Genomic DNA, 23,369 nt, shown 5'->3' on the forward strand with positions numbered 1-23,369 from the left:
TTAGCCGCGGCGGCTGACCACTCGGGCAGAGGCCTGGGCGCGCAGGGTAAATCCTTCCGCACTGATAACTCCCCAGGGCAGAAACGGTGGTTTGGAGTATCCGCGCAGCTGCACCAGCACACTGACGCCGTCTGGACTGGTGGCGCTAACTAGTTCCACATTGCTTAGGCCGCCCTCTGGGGAACTCTGCGCTAGGTAGCGGCGCACCGCCTGCTTGACGCCGGCGTCGTCCAGGGGATGGTCCGCATTAGCGCCGGTGCGGAAGTACTGCGGCTGATCCACATTGGCGGCAGCACTGGCAGCGGCGAGGTCCGCCAGGCCAGTGAGTCTTTTGAGGTCCAGGTAGACGGCGGTGGCGGAGGCCACCACCAACACCAGCGCCAGCACCACCGCGATAATGCCGATCCCCAGGAGCATCACCTGCCCCTCCTCCTGCTTTGCCTGCGCATGAGCCTTGTGGAGCAGACGCCGTAGCTGCTGTGCCCGCCGATTCATGGCTGGGCCTCCTTGGCAGGCAGCGTGACCCGCCGGGTGGCCTGAATCATGACGACGTCGCGACCCAAGCCAACTGAACTCAGCAATGGCAGGTCCACGCCTACCGCAACCCGAGCCACCGCCTCTCCCCCAGCACAGTCCGGCTGTGAGCACTCCAGCGTGAGGGCATTAGCGGCCTGCGCGGCGTCGATGCGCTGATCTGTGAGCGTGAGGGCAACTGAGCTGCGTGCTAGGGCCACCCCTTCGGCGCCCGGATGGGTTAGGAGCAGGCGGGTGGCGGACTGGGCAGCGGCGGAGGTGGCAAAGCTCGCTGCCTGCACCTGCGCCAGCACCACCACCAGGTAGACGACTGGAATCAACACGGCCAGGCTCCAGCCCAGGAACTCCACGGAGGCATTGCCCACTTCCAGGCTCAGGAGCCGTCTGAGCGCATGCAGCTTGCGGCGGAGCCTAGTCATGGCTTCTCCTGGGGTGGGTGGTCATTGGTAAGCGCCGCCTCGTCCACCGCATGCGCGGTTACTCGCAGGGTGCCTCCGGGGCCAAGCAATCCAATGACTGGAAGCGGAGCGGTAGCAGTTACCTGAACTACTGCTAGTCCGTTGCGACTGGTGCGAGTCACCTGCACCTCCTGCAGGTAATCCGCAGTTAGTGCTTGAGACACCAGCTCGGAGACGCGCTCCTGGGCTTCAGCCTCGGTCCCACCCAGCAGGGCTGCACGGCGAGCGCCCTCTCCAGCGGCGTCGGTAAGCACATTGCGGACGTGTAGGCCTAAGGCCAGTTGTAGCACGGCTAGGCCGAGCGCCACCACCAGCACGGAAACGAGGGCGAAGTCCACGGGGGCGGAGCCAGCCTCCGGATGGCGCTTACGCAGCTCAGATACCACCGGTGACCTTATTGATCGCCTGCGTGAATACCCGGGTCAGGGTTGGGCTAGCTACCGCCCAGAGCGCCACGACTAAGCCTGCAGTCATCAGGGTCACCAGCACCCAGCCGGGCACATCACCGCGCTCAGTGGCCAGAAACCGGCGCCAGCGGACGGCCAAAGCCTGGTGGTTTGGGAGTTTCATCTTGCTCCTCCTTAGGAAGCGGTTCTCAGGGACAGGTTCGAGACGATGCGTGGCAGGTTTCCTGGCTTCACAAGCCCAGGCGCAGGACCAGCAAGCCGGGGAAAAGCGCAAAGACCACAGTGATTGGCAGGATCAGGAAGACCACCGGCACCATCTGAGCGATCTCTCGGCGTCCGCCTTCTTCAATTAAGCGCCGCCGGGAGGCCTCGCGTGAGTCGGCGGCCTGGGCGCGGAGTACTTCCGCCAAGGGGGTGCCGCGTTCTAGGGCGGCGGCGACGGCGTCGGCCAGACGAGTGACGCTGGCGGCGCCCACCCGCTCAGCCATGCTCCCCATGGCGGCAGACAGGGTGGTGCCAGCGCGCACGTCTGCCAGGGCCCGCGCAAACTCGTCGATCAGTGCGCCGCGACCCAGCGAAACGATCCTCTCCATGGCGGCAACCGGCCCCTGCCCGGCCCCCACGACCAGCGCCAGCAACTCGACGACGTCGGGCAACTCTGCCTCAATCGCGCGGTGCCTGCGCTCCACCTGCCGAGCCAGCCACCAGTCGCGTGCGGCCGCTCCAGCCACCGCAGCCACCATGGCCAAAACCCCCACCGCTGCCAGGTTCACCGGCCTGAAAGTGCGAGCCAGCAGCCCCAGGGCCACCACCGCGACGATGCCACCGGCAGCCCACAGAACCTGTTGCAGTCGCACTTCCTCCACGGTGAGCGTGCTGCCGCTGCGACGCAAGCGCCGCCGCACTGAGGCGTCAGAGGAACCGATGGACTCGAAGAAACTCCCGGCTGCGCCCAGTGATCCGAGCAGTGCGCCGGAGACGGTGCGAGCGGGGGCCTGGACTACCACCGCCTGACTGCCTCGCCGGAAGCGCATATATGGCGCCACACGATCCACCAGCCGCGGTCTGCTGGCCCGCCAGGCAGTCAGCAAGAAGAGCAGCCCCAAGGCCACCCCGGCACCACAAATCGCTCCAAGTCTCATCGCAGCACCCGCTCTTCCTCCGGCAGGCGCCCCAGGCGGAGCATGAGCCAATAGGCCACGGCGGAGGCGACGGCGCCAATACCCAGCACCATGGCCCCAGTACCGGTGGCGTAGGCAGCGGCCGCCTGCGGACGAGTAGACAGGAGCGCTAAAACCAACCAGGGAGCAGCCACCGCCACCTTGGCACCATTCACCGTCCAAGACTGGCGCGCCTCCAACTCACCGCGGGTGCGCAGGTCTTCACGCAACATGCGGGACAGGGCCCGCAGCAGATTGCCAAGTTCCACGCCGCCCACTTCATAAGCCAAGCGCAAGGCCTCCACGATGCGGTCGGCCACCGGGTCAGCGAAGCGGTCCTTGAGGCGGTCAAGGCATAGGTCAAAGCGGGCGGTGGCGGTGTAGTCCGCCGCGAAAGCTGCGAACTCAGCCCGCACAGCCTCCGGCCCCTTCTGCCCCAGGGCAGCAATAGCCTCTGGCAGGCTCATTCCCGCACGCACCCCAGAGACCAGCGTGTCAACCGCCTCCGGCCAGACCTCGCGCAGACTAGTACGGCGTGAGCGCGCCCGCGCCGCCACCGCCCAAAACGGTGCCAGAGCTGCGATGCTCCCAAAGGCCAAGGCCACCGGCCAAGCGCGAGTGAAACCCAGGAAGAACAGACCCACAAAAGCGCCGAGCAGCAGGGAACCCAGGAGGAAGGCGGTGGGGCTGGTGCGGCCAACGCCTGCCTGAACCAGCAGGTCAGCCAGGCGACGCGAACGCTCTGAGCGCCAAGTCGGCGGCTCAGTAGTAAAGGCCAGCCAGATGAGCAACAATCCGCATCCGGCCAAAACCCCAGCGACAAGCCCCATCAGCGCCACACCCCCGCTGCTGGCGCCGTGGCTACTAGTGGCGGCACGGCGCCACCCACCGGTGGCTGTGCAACTGCCAGGAGTGCGGGCAGGTCCACTCCAGCCCGGGCATATCGCTCCGGACGGGGCGGCTGGCCGGGGCCACGCACGAGCTGCCCCTGCTGGTCACGGCGGAAGACATCCGCCAGCTCGATCACGCCCTCCTCCACCCGCCCGGGTACGGCGGCGATCTCCCGGACGCTGCGGCGGCCTTCGGCGTCGATATCCAGGTGGACCACGAGATCCACGGCAGTGGCGACGGTGGGCACAATAAAAGCAGAGCTGACGTTCTCCCCTGCCAGCAGTGGCAGAGTGCAGAGTTTGATGACCGCTTCACGCGCAGAGTTGGCGTGGAGCGTAGACATGGAGGGGATGCCCGAGTTCATAGCAATCAGCAGGTCCAAGGCCTCAGCCTCGCGCACCTCGCCAATTAGAAGGCGGTCAGGGCGCATACGCAGAGCCTCTTTGACCAGGCGGCGCAAGGTAATCTCACCGACGCCCTCCAGATTGGCGGCGCGCGTCTGCATGGCTACGCAGTCGCGCGCGGCCAGGGAGAGTTCAAAGACTTCCTCGCAGGTGATAACGCGCTGACTGGCGGGGATGGCCCCAGCTAAAGCGCGCACCATGGTGGTCTTGCCCGCCTGGGTAGCGCCAGAGACCACCAGATTCAGACCGGCGCGGACGGAAGCATCCAGGAAAGCAGCAGCCTGACTGGACAGGGAGCCCAAGCGGACCAGATCCGCAGTGCGCGCGGAGCGGGTGGTGTGCTTGCGAATATTCAGAGCCCAATTGCCTGAGGTGATCGGCGGTATGACCACGTGCAGGCGTTCACCCGTGGGCAGTTGGGCATCCACAAAGGGACTGGACAGGTCCAGGCGGCGCCCGGAGACCCGCAGCATCCGCTCCACCAGCACGCGGAGCTCACCGGGTTCAAGGATGGTGGTGGTCAGTTCAGAGCGGCCATTGCGAGCCACAAAGACGCGGTCATCTCCATTTACCCAAATCTCCTCAACGGCGTCGTCAACCAGATAGCGCTGCAAGGAGCCAGCGCCAGCGAGGGCGTCAAAGGCTGCTTGGGTAGCGGCGTCGTAATCCGTCATTGGGGGTACCAGGCCGGCGTCGGCACGACTTAGGTAGTCCGCTCCGGCCTCGGAGACGAGGGATTCGAAGGCGTTGACATCGTGAAGTGGGTCGACGCCGCGGCGCCGCACCAGCTCACGCACCTCCGCGCTCAGGATCGCGGCAGCGTCCAAGGTAACCTCTCAGGCAGTTTGTTCAGGGATCAGTTTTCAGGGACTCGCGCTTCTCTGCGCGGGCTGCGGTTTCAGGAACCTGGTTGGTGCTCACCACGCAGCAAGATGAGATAGCCCTAAGGCTAGGGGCCCTGAAGGTCTCATGGGAACTATCTGTCCAATCTGTGGATAACTTCTTGAGGTAAGCCGCGAAGATGGTGGTGGAGGAGTTCATGGGCGCCAACAGCCAGCCAGATTTTGGCGCCGCCCCAACACTCATTCCTTGAGATTAGACCCGGGGGCAGATCAGCCGATCGTGGCTCTGGCAATCCAGGCCCGCACTCGCATACGGTGGTCACATGTCCGACTCCTCCACGCCGTCAGCCAATGAAGCCCCGACGGCGGGTTCTGTGCGTGCTATTGCGCCAACCAATCGGCGGCGCTCCGCACTTTCCTTGGCAGCACTTGCCTCCGTTGCTGTTCCCGGCCTGAACCCGTCCCGCCTGACTACCCCCCAGTCCGATTCCCAGGAACTGCGGGTGGTGGGAGTGGTGGACACCGCGGGGCGCACCTGGGAAGTGCTGGAGCCGCACGATGACGCCACTGGTGCGGCCCTGGAAGCGGAGGCCGGAGTGCTGCGCAGCATTGGCCGGATCGCAGACGACGGTCGCCTGACTTTCCAAGTAGCGCGGGTGGCCGGGGCTCTGCGCCTAAGCGGCACGCATATTCAGGTGCGCACTCATCTGCCCGGATCCCCAATTGATCTCAACGGCCTGCACCCCGGCCCTGGGCTCTCCTCCGGCCTGGGCCGCGCCCTTGGGGAACTACACGAAATGCCGGTCTCGGTGATCAATGAGGCCGGGTTGCCGGTCTATACGGCTGACGATGTGCGCCTGCGCTGGGCCAAGTTGCTGGACGTGGCCGAGCGCACCGGTCACCTTCCCGCTCCTCTGCTGAGCCGGTGGCGCCAAGCTTTGCGCCATGCTGCCTTGTGGCGATTCCGCCCCGTGGTGGTGCACGGTGACCTCGCGGAGGAGAATGTGCTGGTTGCTGGCGGCGGTGTGGTTGGCATGCGTGGCTTCGCGCAGGCGCATGTGGGTGACCCGGCTGAAGATCTCGCTTGGATCTATGCCTCAGTCCCGCTTGATTGCTTGGATTCAATTGAGAACGGCTACGACATTGCCCGCTCGGAGGGGGTGGACAAACACCTGCGGGACCGCGCGGAGCTGGTCAGTGAGCTGGGGCTGGTCCGTTGGCTTATGCACGGCGTGCACTCAAATAACGACACCGTCATTCAGGACGCAGTCACCATGCTGGGGGACCTGTTGGAGCAGGTGGGTGATGAGCCGCTGGTGGAGGAGGTTGAGCCGCGCCTAGCTCCGGTGGCAGCTGCCCGGGTGGCCTCCCCGGACGATATGACTCTAGACGTGGCTGAAGTGGGCTTGGAGGAGCAGGAGAAATCTGCCCCGCAGACGTCTGCAGATGCTGACCGCACTGAGCAGTTGCATCAGGTCGCCCCGCCGACCGAACCGATTGGGGTGGCTTCACACCAACCCGCATTCAGCCAAGCTCCCGCCACGGAGCAGCTATCGCAGCTCTCTCCGGCGGCGCTGGCCAAACCGGCTAAGTCGGCAGGGGCATCGAAGCAGACAGGGACGTCGAAACCGACAGGAGCGTCGAAACCAGCCGCCTCATCCAAACCAGCTGCTCCGGCCAAAGCACATAAACCGGCTGCGTCGTCGAAAGCAGCTGCTCCGGCCAAAGCGTCGAGACCGTCCGTGTCAATGTCACCCAGGCTTTCTGCGAGCACCATTGGCTTGATTGATGATCTGGCTGACGAAGACATTCTCACCTCCGCCCCAGTGGAATGAATGGGCCTCAAAGCTCTGGGTCTAGGCGGAGTGCGCTTAAGAGTTCCGTCAGCGGCAGAAGTTGCTCCGCTGTGAGTTCTTGGACCTGTTTGGCCGGGTCTTTTTGCGCCACGTAAACATATGCGGCCCGCACAGTTGCGGGCTCCACACCCATGGCGCGGGCCCAGGCGTGGACGTAAATGCTGAGCTGTTCGATGGGCACGGCTTGAGTACCGGTTTTCCAGTCGACAATCAGCCAGTCCTGCTCCCCGCGCTTAAAGACCGCGTCCATACGGCAACGCACGATCACGCCCGCCAGGGTTAGCTCAAGCTCAGTCTCGGTCTGTTCTAGTTGGTAGCCAGCCAGCAAGGGCAGTGAGCTGGCCACTTGCAGCCACTCCTGGATCTTGCGCCGGTCGGCCGCAGCAAGGGTCTCGGGGACGCCGGCCTCCTGCAGGCTAATGAGCCCAGCTTGGGCTGCCAGATGCTGAGCGACGGCGTCGTGAAAGACGGTTCCCAAACGGCTGCTGGGACTGGGCCGCGGTGGCAGGGGGCGTCGTAGCGCCAAAGCGAACTGGGCGCGATCCTGGCGCAGGTCATCAATCTTGGTGGCAGCCAGGTGGGCGGGCAGGTGTACGGCGGGCCAGGCGTCTTCTTGGCGGCTGCGTTCAGCCAGCAACAGTGCCGCTTCCTGGCGCCAGCGGTTTACGACGGCGTCGGTGCTGGCAGGCTGCGGTTCATGCGAGCCAGCGGCCCGGGCGGTATTGACAGCCTGGGCTGCGCGCTGCCGAGCCTGGTGCAGCAGAGCTTCTCGACTGCCCGGGATACTTTCGTGGGGCCACAGGCCCGTGCTTTGCGTGGCGCTGAGGGGGTTGAGGGCCTCTGGATCGAGCTCGGTCCAGCCGTCTGCGTAGGGCTCCACCAGGCCGCGCCGCAGAAGCTCGGCTAGGAAGCGGGACATGGGGCGGGGCTTGCTGGCACTTTTAGCCAGGTGGGAGCCGGTCAGCAGTAGGTGGTGGCGAGCCCGGGTAAAGGCGACGTAGGCCAGTCGGCGTTCTTCAGCCAAAAGGTGTCTGCCCAGAGCCGCCTGGTATTGGGTCAGTAGCTCTTTGGCTGTGTCTTTGTCTGTGCTGCCTGGCTCCAGCAGGCCTAGTTCAAAGGGCGGCAGGGTTTCGGCGTCGGCGCGCAGTGGGTGTGGGAATTCTTCAGCGCTGGTCATCCAGCCGGAGGTGCTGAGTGTGCCGTCTTGAGTTGGGGTGCTGCGGTAGGAGGGGAAAACCTGCTCATTGAGACCACAGACGCTGACGGTGTCCCATTCCAGGCCCTTGGCGGCGTGGATGGTGAGGATCTGGATAGCTCCGGGCTCGGGTTCAAGCTCTGGTGCGGCAAAGCCAGATTCGCGTTCTTCCGCGGTGTCCAGCCAGGCCAGGAAGTCGGCCAGAGTGGGGGCCTCCATCTCAGCTGAGAACTGTTCAGCGGTGGCGCGGAAGGCATCTAGGGCACGGCGTCCAAGCGGGTCGCCCACCCGAGCTGCCACCTCAATGTCTAGGCCAAGAGCCCGTTCAGCGAGCACTACTTGGTCTGGCAGGGCGAGGTTCGTGGCGGCCCGGGCGCGCCTGATAGCCCGCCCCAGGTCGACGGCGAGTTTACGTCCGGCTTCGCTAAGGCCTGCAGCCTGCGGCTGGTTTCCGTCAAATTGCGCGGTGCCGGGGGCTTGGTCGACTTGTCTGGTGAGTAGTTCTAAAGCTTCGGCGAGGAGTGGCTGGTCTTGGCCGTCGTCGGGATTAGGGGTGCTGTTGGGGCTGACAGCTTGTGCACCGTCTGCAGCAAGTGGGGCGCCATCTAGAGCGTTTGGGGTGTTTAGGGACTTTGGAGTGCTTGGGGCTGGGCGAGCGGGTTTGCGCACGAGCTGGCGGGCCAGGCGGCTCAGGGCTTTGAGGTCGGCGACTCCGACGCTCCTGCCGGTCAGCAGGCGCATAAGCCGGTCGCCGCGTTCGGGGTCGAGCGCGATGGTCAGCAGGGAGCGGATGTCTGCGACTTCTGGGACGCTCAGCATTCCGCCCAATCCCACCACTTCATAGGGCAGGCCGTGGGCTTCTAGGGCCTGGGCCACCGGGGTGAATTGGTCACGGGTGCGGCACAGGACCGCCATCTCGGCGCTTGGTGTCCAGTGCTCCTCCATGAAGGCGGCAATGTGTTCTGCCTCCTGGAGGGGGTCCTGCAGGAAGGCTCCGAGGACTAGCCCAGCTTCAAGTCCAGTGGCTGCTGGGCGCTCAGCGAGTGCTGCCACAGGAATATGCGCGGTGACGGGGTCTCCAGCTTGGGGCTGGTGGTTGCGCAGTGGGCTGGAGGTTTGGTTAGCGGCGGCCAAAATGCGGCGGTCATTGCGCCAGGCGGTAGACAGGGGCAGCACGGGGGTGTGCAGGTGGGGGTCTGCGCCGGCCTGCGCAGCGGCGGTGCCAGCTGGGTTGAAGCGCTGGTGGAAGGTGTCCAGGGCTCCGGCGCTGGCGCCGCGCCAGCCGTAGATTGCTTGATTCGGGTCGCCTACTGCGGTGACGCCTTGACCTGCGAAAAGGGCGGAGAGTAGGCGCAGTTGGGCTACTGAGGTGTCTTGGAACTCGTCGAGTAGCACCGCTGGGTACTGGCTGCGCAGCCTGCTGGCGACCTCGGGAACGGTCTCACAGATCTGGCAGGCCAGTGCGATCTGGTCGCCAAAGTCGAGCAGTGCATGCCTGCGCTTGTAATCCCGGTAGTCCTGCACCAGGGCGAGAATCTGCCGTCGGGTGGCGAGTTTCTCTGGAGTTTTGCCGACCAGGCTTTTCAGGCCCCGGATTTTGACCAGGCCGGTGAAGAACTCCTCTAAATCCGCTAGTTGCTCTGCCGCGGCTGGGGCGGTCAGCAGGTTTTCGGACAGGGCGCCGTCTAGTCGGAGCAGCAGGCTGGTGGCGGAGTTGGCTTTCTCAACCGGCAGCGGCTCGGTGCAGGATTCTACGAGTCGGTTGGCTATCTGCCAGGCGCGTGCCTCGGTGATGAGGGTGGAGTCTGGGGCGACGCCGACGCGCAGCCCGTGCTCATGCACAATGCTGCCGGCGAAGGCGTTGTAGGTGGAGATAGTGGGCTCGGAAGCCTCCGCGACTGCTGGCGTCAGGCCGGAGGCGGCGAGTTGAGACAGCCGTGTGCCCACGCGTTGATCTAGTTCTGCGGTGGCTTTGCGGGTGAAGGTCAGGCCCAGCACCTGGTCTGGGCGGACTTGGCCGGAAGCCACCAGATAGACAACGCGCTGACTCATGGTGGCGGTTTTGCCGGAACCGGCGCCGGCCACTACTAGCAGCGGTGAAAGCGGATGGGCGATTACGCGGGATTGTTCCGGTGTGGGCGCATGCATGCCAAGCGCCTGGGCGAGGCCCTCTGGGCTGAGTTCACGGCCTGGGGCGGTGGGGCTGGTGTTAGGGGTGTTCATGCGATGGTCCTGCGGCCTTCGGGCTGGATGGGACAGGAGTCCTTAACCGTGCAGTTGCGGCATTGCTCTCCGGTGCGGGCTTCCAGGCTGGAGCCGCTGGCCGCAATCGCGGCTTGGCGCAGCAGGGCGCGGGCCCAGTCCTCCCCGGTTTCGGGGTCTGGGTTGGGGGCCAGGGCTGCCCCAGTTGGCGCTAGGACTGGGGCTCCGCCGTCGCGTTTGGGAGGTTCTTTTCCGAGCAGGACTAGGGCGGCGCCGTCGACTTCATAGCCATTGGCTTCTAGAGCCAGCCGGTAGGTGGCCAGCTGGGGGTGGTGGCTGGGGTCAGCGTAGGCGCGTTGGCCGGTCTTGAGGTCGATGAGGCGGACTTTTCCTTGGGGGGCTGGGCTTTCTCCGGGCTGGGCTTCAAGGCGGTCGATTTTTCCGGTGATCAGCACTGGAACAGTTGGTCCGTCTTGCCCGGCGGGTGGGGACAGGAGCATCTCCGCGCGCACGCGTGCTTCTACTTTGGCCTTGCCAGGCGTGGAGTCCAGGTAGGTGGCTAGGCGCTGCGCGATGGCGCGGGCTTGTGCTTTGGCGACCTGCCCGAGCCAGGTTTCGGGGTAGCCGAGGCTGGGTAGCAAGGATTCGAAGCGGTCTAGTAGTTGCTGCCGCCCGAGGTCCTGCAGTTCTGCCTCTTCCGCTACTTGGTGCACCAGGTTTCCGAGTTGTTGAGCGGCGGAGGGGGGCGCGCCAGCGCCATTGCGTTGCAAGAACCAGCGCAGGGGGCAGGCGGTGAGGGATTCTACGTCTGAGGGGCTGACTTGTACGGGCTGTCCCGGTGCTACCAGGGGGGCCATGGTTGAAGGGGCGTTCACCCCGAGCCATTTCCCAGGATCAGCGCCGGTGACACCCTGTTGCGCTAGTTCGGCTAGGAGGCGCGCCGCGGCGCCAGCGTGCTCACGAGCCGATTGCTTGGCCTCTGGCAGGTTTCCGGCAACGAGTGCTTGGCGTAGTTCAGAGACCAGGCCACTCAGGGTCAGGTCGCCGACGTCGGGTTGGATGATCGGCTCACCGTCAGCATCCAGCACAGGGGTTCCGGCGGCTTGGGCGATTTCCATGATGAATGCGGAAGGCGCGTTATCCGAGTCGGCGACGGCGGTGACCAGGAGGCGACGGCGGGCCCGGGTGAGGGCAGCCAGCAGCATGCGCCTTTCATCACCGCGCACCTGGGCGGGAGCGCTTGTCGGCTCTAGCTCGGCTTTAGGGAAGCCATCGGGGCCGAGCGGCAGGCGCCCAGTGACGGCGTCGACTAGGAGCCCGGAGCGGGTTAGGGAGTCGCGCAAACGCAGGTCCGGCCAGGAGTCCCGGCACAAGCCCATGACTACGACCAGCTCCCATTCGCCTCCGGCTGCACTGGCAGGGGTGAGGACCTGTACTCCTTCGGGGCGGATGCCGTGTGGGGCCACGGAGTCAGAGGGCAGGACCTCGGCGGAGAGCTCTGCCAGGAAGTCCCTGGCGGGGGCACCGGGGTGGCGCTCAGCCCAAATCTCAGCGCGTTTGAACAGCGCGGTGACGACGTCCAGATTGTGCTCGGCGGCTTCTTGCAGCAGTTCGTCCACTTGGGCAGGGCGGGATGAACTGGGTTGAGCTGGCGAAGCAAGCCGAGGGCTTGGCTTGAAATCACTGGAGGTGCTGGGCGGGCCAGCAGCACTGTTGGGCTGGGCGGGCTGAGGTTCAGGCAGGCCGAGAGCAGTGGCTTGCCAACACTGCGCACAGCCGGAGGCATCCCATGCGGCCCACAGGAGTGACTCCACATCAGGCCCACTCCCCTGGGCTGATCCGTCAGCACCCGAATCTTGAACGGCAGTCCCCAGCTGGCGACGCACAGCCGCCACGATCCTGGCGGCGCGAGCGAGCAACTCGGCTTGGCTGCGCAGCGCAGTGCCATCCAAGTCACGGGCAAGTTCTGCGGCCTTTGAGTCGTCGCCCACGAGTTCAAGCAGGTACTGATCAGGGCTGGATTCCGCCGCTTGGCCATCTCTGAGGTGACGCCGTAGACGCCGCAAGTCCAGCTGTGACAGGCCCACCAGGGGGCTGCTCAGCAGGGTCATGATGCTGCCGTGCTCCGGAAGCGTGCTGCCTGGCTTGCCGAGCTGATCCTCCAAAGCCGCCCGCGCGACGGCCAGGAGAGCTGCGGCAGCGGGTTCAGCGCGCAACAGGACGGCAGGGGTGACGGCGGCCAAGGGCACGCCTCGGCGTCGAAGTTCCCCAGCAACGGCCTGAAGTATGCCGGTGGAGCGGACTACCACCGCCATCTGTCCCCAAGGCGTCAAGTGGTGCACATGCTCAGTCCGCAGGACCCGGGCGACCTGGGCAGCTTCCTGAACTGGGGAAGATGCAAGTACGGCCTCCACTCCTGTGGGCGCTGGCCTGATGGATGTTGGCCTGGTGAGTGCCGACGCCATGGCGCCGGGGGCCTGCTCACCGGAGCGTTTACCGCCGTTGATGCTAGCGGCCAGCTTCGCGGCACCAGGGGCCTGCGACGCGCCAGTCATGGGGGCAGTTTGCAGGGGCTCGCCTGGTTGCTGCCCGCTTGCAGACTGGATTGGGGCCTGCCGGTAGTCAGGTTTACCGGTGACCGGCACGCGAGCGGCCTGGTCTTGCCACACGCCCAATAGGGCCTCGTTGCCGCGGTGACGGGTGGTCAACACCAGTCGCTGTGCGGCAAGCGTGCTGTCTGACTGGGCCTCGGCTAAGAGACTGGGAGCTCCTCCGCGGAAGGTTTCCACGGCCACATCTGGGTCACCCAAGACGAGCATCTGGGAGCGGTGCCCTTGGGCGTCAGGTTGAGTGAGTTGGCTCAGGAGCCTGGCGGTGGCGGCAGTGCAGTCCTGGTAGTCATCCACAATCACCAGCTCTGGCACCGGCGCAGCTTCCAGAATGTCCTCCAGGTGCCAGTCGCGCAGAGCCTCGGCCGCCCGGTCTTGCAAGCGAGCCGGGTCCACCTTGCGGACTTCTGAGCGTCTGCTGGCGGAGGCCCGTCCTTGCGCGTCCCAGGTCCGCAGCAGAGCAGAGACTGGCGCCCAGATAGGCACATCCAGTACCCGGCCCAACTCAGCCAGCTCTTCTGCACCGACGCCAAGCTCGCCAGCGCGGGCGAGGATATTGCGCAGCTCGTTGCGGAAGGCGCGGGACTCGATCGCCTCCGGCGGCAGGTCTGGCCAGGTGACAGTCCCCAGGATTTCAGCTAAAGCTGCGTCCTCCTCCGGACCGGCGAGCAGAACAGGTGGAGGCAGAGGGTTGGGGCGCCGCGTCAGGTAGATGGTCAAGATGTCCAGGGCTAGGCGCGTAGGGGTGCGCACCCGCACTTTGCCTGAGCCAGGCCCGGCTTGGTCTAGCGCCGTTGCCGCACGTTCACGTAGGCGGTCCGCTCGGGCGCGGGTGGGAGACAGCAGCACCGCTTCCCTCCCGACGGCGACGGCGTCGGCCAGGGCGTGCAGTGCCACGGTGGTCTTGCCGGTGCCAGCGGCCCCCAAGACCACCAGGTTCCCCCCACTCTTGACACTCTGCAGCACCTGACTGCCTGCCTTGTCCAGCGCAGGCAAAGGCTCCAAGGGCTGGGGCGGAAGCAGCCCAACGGTGGGCGCGACGGTCTGGATGGACATGACTCCATGACACCACGGACCTGTGACACTATCGCGTGCACAGCCCGTAAGAACTGGAACAAGCTCGGCTATGCCTTTGCGGGGCGACGGCGTCGCCTGATACCCAAGCCACCAAAGCTTGCAGCTTTAGCGTCCGCGCGCTGCGAAACCGGGCCTAGCTAGGGTGAGGGCGGTCAGCATGCAGCCGCCAAGACCTTAGGCTGGTCTCGGAACCCATGACACGCGCGGCGTCTACAAGCACGGCGCGGCGCACAGAAGGAGGCACCGTGAAGGTCACCATCGGCATCAAGCACTCCACCCGCGAACTCACCCTGGAGACTTCCGACTCCCAGGACGAGGTTCTTTCTCGCCTCAGCGGCGCGGCCACCGGCGACATTGTGATGACTGACGACAAGGGCCGCAAAGTGTTTGTGCCCGCTGGTTCCCTCGCCTATGTGGAGTTAGGCGAAGTCGAGCCGCGCCGCGTGGGCTTTGGTCTGTGAGGTCAGCGGCTGCGGCGACGCCGTCAGGCCGGTCACATGCCGGTGAGGAAAGGCACGCGCGCGGGGTTTGGAGTTGACGGGAGCGGCAGTCTAGAGTTCTAGCCATCGCCGCGGGGTGGAGCAGTTCGGTAGCTCGCCGGGCTCATAACCCGGAGGTCGCAGGTTCGAATCCTGTCCCCGCCACTGACGCCGAAGCGGCAGCACGGAGCTCGGTCCCAACAGGGGCCGAGCTCTTGTGCTTCCCAGGCACATAAGGCGCAGGGACCCACGACCCGTCAACCGCACGAGTCGGCGCGAAAGCATCGAGCGTCAGCCCAAAGAGCGAGGCCATAATCGAGAGCTCCTCTGCGGTCCAAGAGACCTGCCCACGTAACTTCCGGCTGATTACGGACTGCCCGACACCGAAGTGTTCACCCAAATCCTTCCTGGTAATCCGTCGCTCAAAAAGTATCTGATTGACCGTCAGCCCTAACGCTTCGTTGTAGGCGGCCCGTGTGGGCGGTGTCGTCCTCATGACTCAACGTTAACGCACTACATGCACTACATGCACTACATGCAATAGATGTATTGACGTTACTTCTCATGCACTCTAGAGTTTTCTCATGTCCTCGAATATGCACTACATGCAAGCCGATGCAGATGGCGCTTGGATGACGCCCTCCCAGGTTGCGACTCTCCTGCCAAACACGAGTGTTGACTCAGTTAGACGCTGGATCAGGAACGGTGCCCTTCCAGCGCGCGTATTGCCGAATGACCGCTACCTGATCCGACGTTCAGACCTGGATTCCCTAATGCAGCCTGCCCACGCTCCCACGCACCCTCCAACTCGAACTAGCTATGACGTGCTGCCGGGGCAGCCGGTGTTGTCGTGGCCATCGTCGGAGTCTCTTGCTGGTGGTGGTCGGTAATGAGTGCTGGCGGTGGGGCGGAGCGTGTGGTGTCAGTTGAGGAAGCGGATTCCTTGGCGGTGGCACCAGTGCGTATGAGCGCTCGGCGCTGCTACTCCCACTCTGCCGGGTACGGGCGCAGTGTGGGAGTAGCAGTGACTCGTGAGCCGGATTCAGGCTTCGGAGACGATTGGTTCGCTCTGGCGGGGGCCGGGTTCCAGTGGTTGTTGGTCCTCAGGATGCTGTCTGTACTCGACTGGGAGGTTGTCGCGTATGGCCACGCTCATTGCGTAGCTGTTGAACGTGATGGCAACAGGGGTGTGCCTACTGAGGTAGAGGAAGGTCTCTTCTCCTTCGAGATCGAGAAGCCACAAGACACCGTGGCCCCGCCGTTGGATCTCGTCAAGCATGGCGTAGGTGTCTTGCAGGTGCTTGTCGTCCACGAGCCATTCCCGGTTGTCGGCGCTCAGCTTGAAAGTTGCCATAGGGACTACTCCTTGCTTGGGGTGCGGCGGTCGGTCCGTCGTCACCTCACGGGTTTGGGTAAATGGTTTGCCCGCCCCTGTGGGCCTAGCGACGGTGAAGTGTCGCGAGCCCCGGGTGGGAGGGCGTCTGGCAGGGCGTTCTCCCACCCACCCACTGTCCAGTCAACCACTGACACGAACCGAGGTGGTGCGAGATGAGTATTTTGGCGATGAACTGGGTGTGGACCCTTGAGGACCTTGGGCCGTCGGAGACCTTGGTTCTCTTGGCGTTGGCTGACGCTGCCGATGATGACGGGTTTTGTTGGCCGTCGCAGGCTTTCTTGGCGCGCAAGAGCAGGCAGACTGACCGCAACGTGCGACGGATCCTCAACCGTTTGGAGGGCATGGGGTTACTGCGCGTCGAGGCGCGCTCTTCCACGCATGGGCGCCGTTCCAACCTGTACTACCTCAACGTTGGGTTTTCCTTGGAATCAGAGCAACAGGACAATTTGTCCGGTTGCGAGGACCAGGGAGTGCATAAAAATGCACAGGCCTTGGATAGTGGCGGTATTGCGGCAACCGGACACTGATGTCCTCCTGCAACCGGACACTGATGTCCGGTTGCATATAAGAACCACCAGTAAGAACCACCAAACCAAACCAGACCAGTCCTGTACCTCACCGGCCGAGCATCGTGTGGATGAGGGCCGGTTGGGTTCGGTCAGGTCGGGGCAGATCGACGAGGCCTGTGTGGGGGGCTTGGCCGCTGGCGCGGCTGGTCCCGGGGCTGGTGCTGCTGGGCGGCCTGGTCGGGGGGCTCGGCTGAGGACCTGGTGCTGGTGGGGCGGTGTTTGCCGGAGTCGATGCGGGCACTGGACCCAGCAGGGCTGGCCATGGTGGTGGGTCTGCTGCGTGAGCGTCTGGGGGCGGGCTGGTCCCCGTCCCAGCTCCGGCGGGTGATGGATCAGCCGCTGCCGCCCAAGGTGGGCCGGATGTCGTCGTTGGTTGCCTCACGCCTGGAACGCAACGCGGACCCTGCTCTGGCGCCCGGTGTGGGTGAGCTGGGGCTGAGTGAGGACGAGCTCCACGCGCTAGCTCGTCGGCGTAGTGACGAGCTAGCTAGACCAGGTCCACGCCCACGGCACCGTGATCTGGTGTTTGAGCGGGCTTTGGCCCAGGTGGCTCTTGAGATGCCTGGCGCGAGCAGGGTAGAGCTGGCGCGGGCTGCTGGTGAGCGGCTGCGCTCTGGTGGCGAGGGAGCCACTGGTGCTGCTTGAAGCCCCGCTTTAGGGCTGTTGATTCCCCGTTTTCCCTATGAGTTCCTGAAGAGGTGTTTGTGATGAGTGTTTATGCCGGCGCCAGGAGGGCGCGGATCCCTGCGGTGGCTGAGGATGGTCCGCGTCCGTGGAGGGTGTGGGCTCGCTCGCTGGTGGGTTTGAGCGCGACACAGGCTGCGGTGATCAAGGTTTTGGCTGGGTTGGCGGATTGGCGCAGGGAGATGATCGTGTCGGTGGACTGGCTGGTTCAGGAGTCGATGCGACCTGAGCGCTCGGTTAAGCGGGCTTTGGCTGAGTTGGAGGATGACGGGGTGTTGGTGCGTCGTCGTCACCGTTGTGGGGGTCATCAGGCCGCGAACTTGGTCTCGCTGGTTCCAGCTCCGGTGGTTCGCCCGGTTGGTGAGGCGGTGATGGTCTTCGAGGTGCCGGACTTTGCCTCGGAGGGTGAGGCTGTGGGTGTAGACGACGATGAAGGCTTGCGGGAGTTGATTGAGCAGGCAATGGAGTCTGGCTGGGTTGGTCCGGTGGTGGAGACTTTGGGGCGTTCGTTGTGGCAGGCCGCTCCCAAGCAGTTGGCTACTGCGATCCGGCGGGGTCGTGAGCTGTCGCGGATGAGTGCGGATGAGGCGTTGGTGACACCGTCACTGCGGGCCAACGGATCGCTGTGGTCGGCTCCACCGGCCGCTCAACAGCATGCCACCTCCACTTCGAGGTCCGCCGGGACGGTGTCCCCACAGACCCCGTCCCGTTCATGGCCCAACGCGGAGTCCCCTTGAGGTGATGTCCCTTTTTCCGGCTGCGGGGACGTTATTGGGTGGAGAGGTAAAGACCTCCCCCACCGTCAACCTTGCGGCCACCCTCGCCCCATCGGCAAGCGCTAGCCGTAGATCCAGGCACTGCCCAACTGCCTGAAAGAACCAGTCACCTAGTCCTAAAGGAGTTGATCATGGCTGCCTGTGCGAGCAAGGACAAGGGTGCCGTCTTCGTTGATGGCGTACAGGACAAGCCAGTCGGCCATGATGTGCAACTCACGGTAAGAGGAAAGGTTGCCGGTGAGCTGGTGGTCACGGTGCTGCTTAAGCCAGTCGGTGCGGCGTTCAGCTACAGCCTGGATCGCAGTCTTAAGCGCTTCCATGTCGTAATGCTTACGCTTGAGGCGCTTAACGTCGCGCAGGAAAGCGGGCCGGTAAGCGATCTGGCGCTCAGGCACGGTTGATGACGTCCATCAGCTCGTCAAGGTCACGGACCGTGATCGTCTCTTCTGCCTCGGCCTCCAAGATCGCGTCAGCGTAAGGGGTCAGATGAGGCTGGAAAGGCAATTCCTGGTCATGGACCACCTGGTTGAGGAACATGTTGATCGCAGTGGGCATGTCAATCCCCATCCGGTCCAAAGTTCTCGTCGCCCGTTCCTTAAGCTCACTGTTGGTGCGCACCTGGATACGCGTGTTCAATTCCATCACTCGACCTCCGCTTGTCATCTGTTTGTACTACTATTGTACTCCACTTGGGGAGGTTGAGGTAGCCCCGCGCCCGTCAACCTTCCGATAGTGAGCCCGTGTTATGGCTGGGCGTGACGGTAGACGCTGGCGCGTGAGACCCCCAATGCGCGGGCGACGGCCGCGACGCTGGCCCCGCCGGCCAGCATGACGCTTGCGGCCTCGGCCTTGTCCTGGCTCCACACGCTGGGCCGGCCCAGGGTGGTGCCCCGGCGGCGGGCAGCCGCCAGCCCCGCAGCGGTTCTCTCAGCGACCAGGTCACGCTCGAAGGCAGCCAGGGCCGCGAAAACGTTAAGCATGAGGCGGCCTGTGGCGGTAGTGGTGTCGATGGCCTCATGCAGGCTGCGCAGGGCCACTGCCCTGGCGTGGAGCTCCTCGACTGTGGCCACTAGGTGGGGCAGGGATCGCCCCAGGCGGTCCAGGCGCCACACCACCAGGGTGTCGCCGGCATTGAGGTTGGCCAGGGCTGCTTCCAAGCCCGGGCGGGCGGCCAGGGCGCCGGAGGCGGTGTCGGTGTGCACGCGGGTGCACCCGGCCCCCACCAGAGCGTCGAGCTGAAGATCTAGACACTGATCAGGGGTAGAGACACGCGCGTAGCCGATGGTGGTCACTACCCCATCATGACGCTTCCCCGTGCGATGTCGTCGCCACGGGAGGTGTTTTGGACGCGGGTTTTGGACGCGCTGTGCTCGGCGTGTCGCGGTGATTGGGTGGGGTGTCCTAAAGGGGTCCATTCTGAACAGCACCCAGCGCCATCAGAGGTGCACTCACGTCCCAGGCTCAAAGAGCAGCCAACCGCTCCCGCTAGGCTGGGTGAGCCTTCTTCGGCACCTTCCCCCGGATCACCCAGTGTCCGGCCGGGGAGGAAAGGAGCCAGGGAGGAGGTGAGGGCCATGTCCAATCCCAAGCCCAAGGGCAAGGGTAAGGGCAAGAAAGTCCAACAGGACAAGGAAACGGCCCGGAAAGTGAGCGCACTGGTCAACTCTAGCGCTCGCCTTATCCGGGCCGTCAGTGTCCTTTTGGATGCCCTCGGTAAGTGGTTCGACTGAGCCGCCTACCTCGGGGAGCCACCCAGGATGCAACCGGGTGGCTCCCTACCATTATGCCCCACAAACACACTCTTGTCAGGCCTCAGGTGCCTGCATGCAAGGCCAGGTAGTTCCTTAGGCTGCCTGCGCGACGGCACGGCGCATGGCGTCGTCGGGTGGGGCGACGTAGCGCTGGGTTGTGGCCACGGAGGAGTGCCCCAGGAGCCTCTGAACGGCAAGGATGTCCCGATCGACGCCGTAAGCCTTGGTGGCGAAGCGGTGACGGAGGCTGTGCAGGCTCCAGCCGGGTGGTAGGACGCGGCTGGCGAGCTTGGAGGCCCAGCGGGGGGAGATGTGTCCGCCTTCGCGGCTGGACAGCAGCCAGCCCTCACTGTTGCGTGAGGTCGTAGTGCGGATTAGGCTGGCGAGCTCGCTGGTGAGGAAGACGACGCGGTCATGGCCGCCTTTGGCGTGCACGCGCAGGCTGGTGCCGACCAGGTCCTCCAAAAGGTCTTCCCTGTGGACCTGTACGATCTCGGAGCGACGCAGTCCGAGCGAGCAGGCCAGGATGAGTATGGTGCGCGTGCGCTCGTCAGCTTTCGTCAGAGCAAGGCGATAGACGGCCTCGGGCGTGGGGTGCGGCGGTGGGACAGGCCGACTGACAGCAGGCAGGCCCTCTGCTGCGTCGGATCCGACGACTTCGAAGAGCTGGCGGAAGGTGACGTAGTAGGCGTGCCGGGTCTCGGGCGCCCAGTGCTGGCGTGCTGCCCACTCCAGCAGGCACCGGCTGTCGACGTCGTTGGGAGAGGAGTCGATGGTACGGGCGAGGTACCGCGCGTGGCGCAAGCGCGTCTGGATGGAGGCCTCGCGTCGTCCAGCGGCGCGCATGGTGACCTCGAAGTGGCGGATCGGCTCGTCCCAGGTGTCAGGGACCGGAGGTGTTGTGCTCATGTCCCACGATCGTGGTGCCCCTTGTAGGCGGCGGCTAAGAGTCTGGGGACACGCCTCGCCGCCTGGCCCTGGTCCTACGGCGCTCTTTCAAAGGGTCAGCCCGCGCTGCCTGGAGGGTGGCTCAGGGCGGCGTGGCGTCTCGGAATGTGAGGTACGGGCCGCTGTCCGTGGTGGGGTGACGATGTCGAGGAGGCGGCGGGTGCGGTCGAGCTGCGTGGCCCGCTGGGCGACGTCAGCAGCGATGTACTGGTGGCGTGGCAGGAGGAGACGGGGCGGGTAGGTGCGTTCAAGGAGGTCGATCACCTGGTCAGCACTGGTGTAACCGGCGATACGGTAGAGGAGAACGGCGTCTTCAATGTCCTTTTCAGTGCGGCCGGCGTGGACCTTCATGGCGAGCAGGTACTGGGGCGAGGGCACCTGGACCAGGAGGTTCTCGGACTCGTAGACGGTGCGGGCACCAGCGTCAGCACCGGGCATGAATCCCTTAGCAGCGTCGTTGAGCCAGTCCTCCTCCAGCCCGTTCTCGGCTGCGATTGCCGCAGCGACCTCCCTCACCACGGGGCTGGGCTCGAAGGCGGCGTCCAGGTCACGGGTGGAGCGGGCACGGTCATAAGCCAGGGCCATGGCCGCCCCACCGACCACGAAGAGCTGGGCGCTCTCTCCGCGTTCGGCGAGGCGGGCCGAGAGAGCGCCCAGCAGCCCGTTAATCGTGGTGGCGTCGAGCTCGGGGCCGTGGTTGCTCATGCCCTCTCCAGCCCTCTAGGCGTGATGTAGATACCCCGACGGCGGAAGGCCCGCGGGCTCGTGCGGCGGGCCTCGTCACGCTCCCAGGAGATGACGTCGGGGTACCAGTTGCTGGTGACCCGCCAGGGCTGGTCGGCCCAGGCGGGCGGCTGCCAGCCGTCGCGCTCAGCCAGATACTCCGCCAGCGCGGCGAAGGCGGCGTCGACCTCGGCTGCGCCGGTAGGGGCAGGCTCAGCGGCGAAGAACCTCGCCCCCAGTCCCCTCCCCCCGCGCCGGAGCGTGGAGGTGTAGTCGTCCAAGGCCTGGATGACACTGAAGCGCCACACGTCAGTGAGGCTGCCACCCAGTCGCAGCAGGCTCGCACCTTCGGCGGCGTCACTGGCTGCGGTGTGCAGGAGGCGGTCATCTCCGGGCTTAGCAGGGCCCTGGCGGGCAGGCTCCGCCTTGGCACGCTCGATGAGCTCGCCGACGCTCAAGATAGTCCCTTGGAAAACCATGGATGCCCCCTCCCGTTGCTATGACACGCCTAGACCGCTACCGGCACCAGTCTTGCGCACATGAGTGCCCCAGCGCCAGATGCTCCGCGACGCCACGGCCTGACCTGCCCGGGGCGTGCGCGGCCGAGAATGCTTGCGATGCGGGCGTTGCAAGCATTGTAGGCGTTGCAAGCGATATCAGCGTGCGGTCCGTCCTGTGGGGATAGTGCCTGTGGGTGTCGGCTTCCACGGGCGGCCGTGGTTGTGGTCTCGTTCCGAGGCCTCTACCGCCCTGGTGAGCGCCTGGGTGACCCAGGCCTGGAAGCTGGGGTAGTCACCGCCAGGCTCGGCAGCGGCGTTGCGCCACGCAGAGCGCGCCCTGTCGAGCAGCTCACTGGGCACACGCACCGTCATCGGACGCAGCACCGCCCCGCTGCCAGCGCTAGCAGCGTTGCTGGTGTTAGCAGCGTTGTCGGGGACGGAGGGGTCCGGGTGGCTGGCAAGCGGGACCTGCACGCCGGTGGCGGCCCGTAGGCCCTCCAGGTCGACGGCGGGCTTCTTGGCCCTGGGTGCAGGCTTCATCAGTTCTCCTTCCTGGTGAGGACGTCGGCGACGGCGTCGAGGGCCGCGGCGTAGTCGCGCGCCTCCGCGCGGGGGACTGGGACACGGTTGGTGGCTGCGGTGGCCACGACCTCCCGTTCTGGGAGCGGGTGGTCGAGGACGAGGCTGCCGTATGTGCCTAGCAGCTCGCTGCGCCATGCTGCGCGGTCCCGCCGGTCAGCCCTGTACCTGTTGATAAGGATGCCAGCGAGGTCCAGGTGCGGGTTGTAGTAGCGGCGCACGTTTCCGATGGTCTCCGCGATCTCGGCGACGCCGTCGACGGAGGACGCGCGCGGCTCGGTGACGATGAGGACCTTGTCGGCCACGACCAGCGCGTTGAGGGTCAGCAGCCCGAGTGCTGGAGGGCAGTCGACCAGTACCGCACCCCAGTGCTCGGTGACGCCAGCGAGGGCAGTAGCCAGGCGGTGCTCGCGGCCAGGGGCAAGGTCGGCCTCCCTGCTGGCGAGGGAGCGTGCAGCGGGAAGGACGTCAACACCGGGCCAGGAGGGTCCTGCGCGGCGGATGGCTGCTGCTGCGGCGCCAGTGCTGGCGGCTCCCGAGGCGACGGCGGCAAGCACGTCGGCGAGCGTGGGCTCGCCGGGGCCCGGTGCGGCGTCGAGGATAGTGGTGGCGTTGGCCTGAGGGTCGGCGTCGACGACGAGGACCGTCTGGCCGCGCGCGACGAGCGTGGCCGCAAGGTTGACGGTTGTCGAGGTCTTGCCGACCCCGCCTTTCTGGTTCGCGATCGCGAGAATCACATGGTCTCCTTCGTGGTGATGATGATGTGGGGATCCGTTGCTCTTTGCTCCGCTTAGCCGCGCAGGGCCTCTAGTGCCCAGGGCCAGTCCTCGTATGGGACGTCTGCGAGGTGGACGGCGTCGCCGAGGCGCTCCTGGAGCAGCACGACCTCGGTCTCGAGTGCCCCTAGCTCGTCGAGGCGCCCTGGGGCTCCCTCGCCGCCCTGCAAGCTTGCTGGCGGTGCTTGCATCGCAAGTGTTGACAACATGACTTGCGATGTCTGCAACGCTTGCCTGAGCCGGACTCGCACGAGGACATCTACGTGCTCGACGCGGACCGTGAGGCCGTGGACAAGCAGCCGCAACCCGGAGGTCGCAGGTTCGAATCCTGTCCCCGCCACTGACGCCGAAGCGGCACGGAGCCCGGTCCCAGCAGGGGCCGAGCTCTTGTGCTTCCCAGGCACATAAGGCGCAGGAACCCACAGCGTGACACCTGCCCGGCAACGGACCACCCTCCCCCGTTCGGACAACCAAACGCCTTCCGGACAACCTACGACCGCGCGAAAGGTTGTCCAAATGGCAGAAGGTTGTCCGAACGAGTGAGGAGCGGGGC

At 65.3% G+C, this 23,369-nt stretch carries 26 protein-coding genes and 1 tRNA gene; 8 read left to right on the forward strand and 19 right to left on the reverse strand.

Annotated features, from left to right (window positions below):
* The 7 genes from DR039_RS01880 to DR039_RS01910 all read right to left on the reverse strand — a co-directional run bounded on the left by DR039_RS01880 (position 1) and on the right by DR039_RS01910 (position 4,681).
* Positions 1–495 (reverse strand): glycosyltransferase, encoded by a 495-nt coding sequence (locus DR039_RS01880; RefSeq protein ID WP_111835692.1) that lies wholly within the window; start codon positions 493–495, stop codon positions 1–3.
* A complete protein-coding gene (locus tag DR039_RS01885) occupies positions 492–953 on the reverse strand; it encodes a peptidase T4 (RefSeq protein WP_111835693.1) in 462 nt (153 codons plus the stop codon). The genes DR039_RS01880 and DR039_RS01885 overlap by 4 nt, the downstream gene beginning before the upstream one ends.
* Positions 950–1,378 carry a TadE/TadG family type IV pilus assembly protein gene (locus DR039_RS01890; RefSeq protein WP_229116733.1) on the reverse strand — a complete coding sequence of 143 codons (429 nt, stop codon included), beginning with the start codon at positions 1,376–1,378 and terminating at the stop codon, positions 950–952. The genes DR039_RS01885 and DR039_RS01890 overlap by 4 nt, the downstream gene beginning before the upstream one ends.
* Positions 1,368–1,562, reverse strand: coding sequence for a hypothetical protein (locus DR039_RS01895; RefSeq protein ID WP_111835694.1), 195 nt, complete (start codon positions 1,560–1,562; stop codon positions 1,368–1,370). Before DR039_RS01895 ends, DR039_RS01890 begins: the two co-directional genes overlap by 11 nt.
* Positions 1,563–1,629: 67 nt before the next feature.
* Positions 1,630–2,541 (reverse strand): type II secretion system F family protein, encoded by a 912-nt coding sequence (locus DR039_RS01900; protein WP_111835695.1) that lies wholly within the window; start codon positions 2,539–2,541, stop codon positions 1,630–1,632.
* The gene (locus DR039_RS01905) at positions 2,538–3,389 is read right to left on the reverse strand and encodes a type II secretion system F family protein (RefSeq protein WP_111836006.1); all 852 of its coding nucleotides are present in this window, start codon (positions 3,387–3,389) and stop codon (positions 2,538–2,540) included. Before DR039_RS01905 ends, DR039_RS01900 begins: the two co-directional genes overlap by 4 nt.
* Positions 3,389–4,681 (reverse strand): CpaF family protein, encoded by a 1,293-nt coding sequence (locus tag DR039_RS01910; protein ID WP_111835696.1) that lies wholly within the window; start codon positions 4,679–4,681, stop codon positions 3,389–3,391. Before DR039_RS01910 ends, DR039_RS01905 begins: the two co-directional genes overlap by 1 nt.
* A gap of 338 nt (positions 4,682–5,019) precedes the next feature.
* Here DR039_RS01910 and DR039_RS01920 point away from each other — a divergent pair, with 338 nt between their 5' ends.
* Positions 5,020–6,531 carry a phosphotransferase gene (locus tag DR039_RS01920; protein ID WP_111835698.1) on the forward strand — a complete coding sequence of 504 codons (1,512 nt, stop codon included), beginning with the start codon at positions 5,020–5,022 and terminating at the stop codon, positions 6,529–6,531.
* A gap of 7 nt (positions 6,532–6,538) precedes the next feature.
* Here the strand turns inward: DR039_RS01920 and DR039_RS01925 are convergent, their stop codons facing one another.
* Complete coding sequence (locus DR039_RS01925; protein ID WP_111835699.1) at positions 6,539–9,970, reverse strand: ATP-dependent DNA helicase; 3,432 nt, start codon at positions 9,968–9,970, stop codon at positions 6,539–6,541.
* The gene (locus tag DR039_RS01930) at positions 9,967–13,614 is read right to left on the reverse strand and encodes a UrvD/REP family ATP-dependent DNA helicase (protein WP_111835700.1); all 3,648 of its coding nucleotides are present in this window, start codon (positions 13,612–13,614) and stop codon (positions 9,967–9,969) included. The genes DR039_RS01925 and DR039_RS01930 overlap by 4 nt, the downstream gene beginning before the upstream one ends.
* 266 nt (positions 13,615–13,880) lie before the next feature.
* Here DR039_RS01930 and DR039_RS01935 point away from each other — a divergent pair, with 266 nt between their 5' ends.
* The 3 genes from DR039_RS01935 to DR039_RS11730 all read left to right on the forward strand — a co-directional run bounded on the left by DR039_RS01935 (position 13,881) and on the right by DR039_RS11730 (position 15,004).
* Positions 13,881–14,096, forward strand: coding sequence for a DUF3107 domain-containing protein (locus tag DR039_RS01935; protein WP_111835701.1), 216 nt, complete (start codon positions 13,881–13,883; stop codon positions 14,094–14,096).
* A gap of 109 nt (positions 14,097–14,205) precedes the next feature.
* A tRNA-Met gene (locus DR039_RS01940) sits at positions 14,206–14,279 on the forward strand.
* Positions 14,280–14,746: 467 nt separating this feature from the next.
* Positions 14,747–15,004: a helix-turn-helix domain-containing protein gene (locus DR039_RS11730; protein WP_407641264.1), complete on the forward strand. Its 258-nt coding sequence runs from the start codon at positions 14,747–14,749 to the stop codon at positions 15,002–15,004.
* Positions 15,005–15,156: 152 nt separating this feature from the next.
* On the opposite strand, the gene DR039_RS01950 is transcribed toward DR039_RS11730, so the two are convergent.
* Positions 15,157–15,468 (reverse strand): hypothetical protein, encoded by a 312-nt coding sequence (locus tag DR039_RS01950; RefSeq protein WP_111835703.1) that lies wholly within the window; start codon positions 15,466–15,468, stop codon positions 15,157–15,159.
* A gap of 194 nt (positions 15,469–15,662) precedes the next feature.
* Here DR039_RS01950 and DR039_RS01955 point away from each other — a divergent pair, with 194 nt between their 5' ends.
* The 3 genes from DR039_RS01955 (at position 15,663) to DR039_RS01970 (ending at position 17,505) form a co-directional block, all read left to right on the forward strand.
* The gene (locus tag DR039_RS01955) at positions 15,663–16,037 is read left to right on the forward strand and encodes a helix-turn-helix domain-containing protein (RefSeq protein ID WP_111835704.1); all 375 of its coding nucleotides are present in this window, start codon (positions 15,663–15,665) and stop codon (positions 16,035–16,037) included.
* Between the two features lie 261 nt (positions 16,038–16,298).
* On the forward strand, positions 16,299–16,724 hold the full coding sequence (locus DR039_RS01960; RefSeq protein WP_126622282.1) for a hypothetical protein: 426 nt from the start codon (positions 16,299–16,301) through the stop codon (positions 16,722–16,724).
* Between the two features lie 664 nt (positions 16,725–17,388).
* Positions 17,389–17,505, forward strand: coding sequence for a M23 family metallopeptidase (locus DR039_RS01970; protein ID WP_229116734.1), 117 nt, complete (start codon positions 17,389–17,391; stop codon positions 17,503–17,505).
* A gap of 150 nt (positions 17,506–17,655) precedes the next feature.
* Here DR039_RS01970 and DR039_RS01975 read toward each other — a convergent pair whose 3' ends face one another.
* The 3 genes from DR039_RS01975 to DR039_RS01985 all read right to left on the reverse strand — a co-directional run bounded on the left by DR039_RS01975 (position 17,656) and on the right by DR039_RS01985 (position 18,831).
* The gene (locus tag DR039_RS01975) at positions 17,656–17,934 is read right to left on the reverse strand and encodes a type II toxin-antitoxin system RelE/ParE family toxin (protein ID WP_111835708.1); all 279 of its coding nucleotides are present in this window, start codon (positions 17,932–17,934) and stop codon (positions 17,656–17,658) included.
* Positions 17,927–18,181, reverse strand: coding sequence for a type II toxin-antitoxin system RelB/DinJ family antitoxin (locus DR039_RS01980; RefSeq protein ID WP_197719029.1), 255 nt, complete (start codon positions 18,179–18,181; stop codon positions 17,927–17,929). Before DR039_RS01980 ends, DR039_RS01975 begins: the two co-directional genes overlap by 8 nt.
* Positions 18,182–18,282: 101 nt before the next feature.
* Complete coding sequence (locus DR039_RS01985; protein ID WP_229116735.1) at positions 18,283–18,831, reverse strand: recombinase family protein; 549 nt, start codon at positions 18,829–18,831, stop codon at positions 18,283–18,285.
* Between the two features lie 282 nt (positions 18,832–19,113).
* On the opposite strand from DR039_RS01985, the gene DR039_RS11185 reads away from it, so the two are divergent.
* Positions 19,114–19,269 carry a hypothetical protein gene (locus tag DR039_RS11185; protein ID WP_170166898.1) on the forward strand — a complete coding sequence of 52 codons (156 nt, stop codon included), beginning with the start codon at positions 19,114–19,116 and terminating at the stop codon, positions 19,267–19,269.
* Between the two features lie 114 nt (positions 19,270–19,383).
* Here DR039_RS11185 and DR039_RS01990 read toward each other — a convergent pair whose 3' ends face one another.
* The 6 genes from DR039_RS01990 to DR039_RS11190 all read right to left on the reverse strand — a co-directional run bounded on the left by DR039_RS01990 (position 19,384) and on the right by DR039_RS11190 (position 23,007).
* A complete protein-coding gene (locus tag DR039_RS01990; protein ID WP_111835711.1) occupies positions 19,384–20,199 on the reverse strand; it encodes a tyrosine-type recombinase/integrase in 816 nt (271 codons plus the stop codon).
* Between the two features lie 87 nt (positions 20,200–20,286).
* Positions 20,287–20,943, reverse strand: coding sequence for a DUF6036 family nucleotidyltransferase (locus DR039_RS01995; RefSeq protein WP_174887822.1), 657 nt, complete (start codon positions 20,941–20,943; stop codon positions 20,287–20,289).
* A complete protein-coding gene (locus DR039_RS02000) occupies positions 20,940–21,419 on the reverse strand; it encodes a hypothetical protein (RefSeq protein ID WP_197719030.1) in 480 nt (159 codons plus the stop codon). Before DR039_RS02000 ends, DR039_RS01995 begins: the two co-directional genes overlap by 4 nt.
* Positions 21,420–21,617: 198 nt before the next feature.
* Positions 21,618–22,001 (reverse strand): hypothetical protein, encoded by a 384-nt coding sequence (locus DR039_RS02005; protein WP_111835713.1) that lies wholly within the window; start codon positions 21,999–22,001, stop codon positions 21,618–21,620.
* Positions 22,001–22,777 carry a ParA family protein gene (locus tag DR039_RS02010; protein WP_111835714.1) on the reverse strand — a complete coding sequence of 259 codons (777 nt, stop codon included), beginning with the start codon at positions 22,775–22,777 and terminating at the stop codon, positions 22,001–22,003. Before DR039_RS02010 ends, DR039_RS02005 begins: the two co-directional genes overlap by 1 nt.
* Positions 22,778–22,830: 53 nt before the next feature.
* Positions 22,831–23,007 carry a hypothetical protein gene (locus DR039_RS11190; protein WP_170166899.1) on the reverse strand — a complete coding sequence of 59 codons (177 nt, stop codon included), beginning with the start codon at positions 23,005–23,007 and terminating at the stop codon, positions 22,831–22,833.
* Positions 23,008–23,369: the final 362 nt, after the last annotated feature.

It is taken from the genome of Actinomyces bovis, from assembly GCF_900444995.1.
GTDB lineage: Bacteria > Actinomycetota > Actinomycetes > Actinomycetales > Actinomycetaceae > Actinomyces > Actinomyces bovis.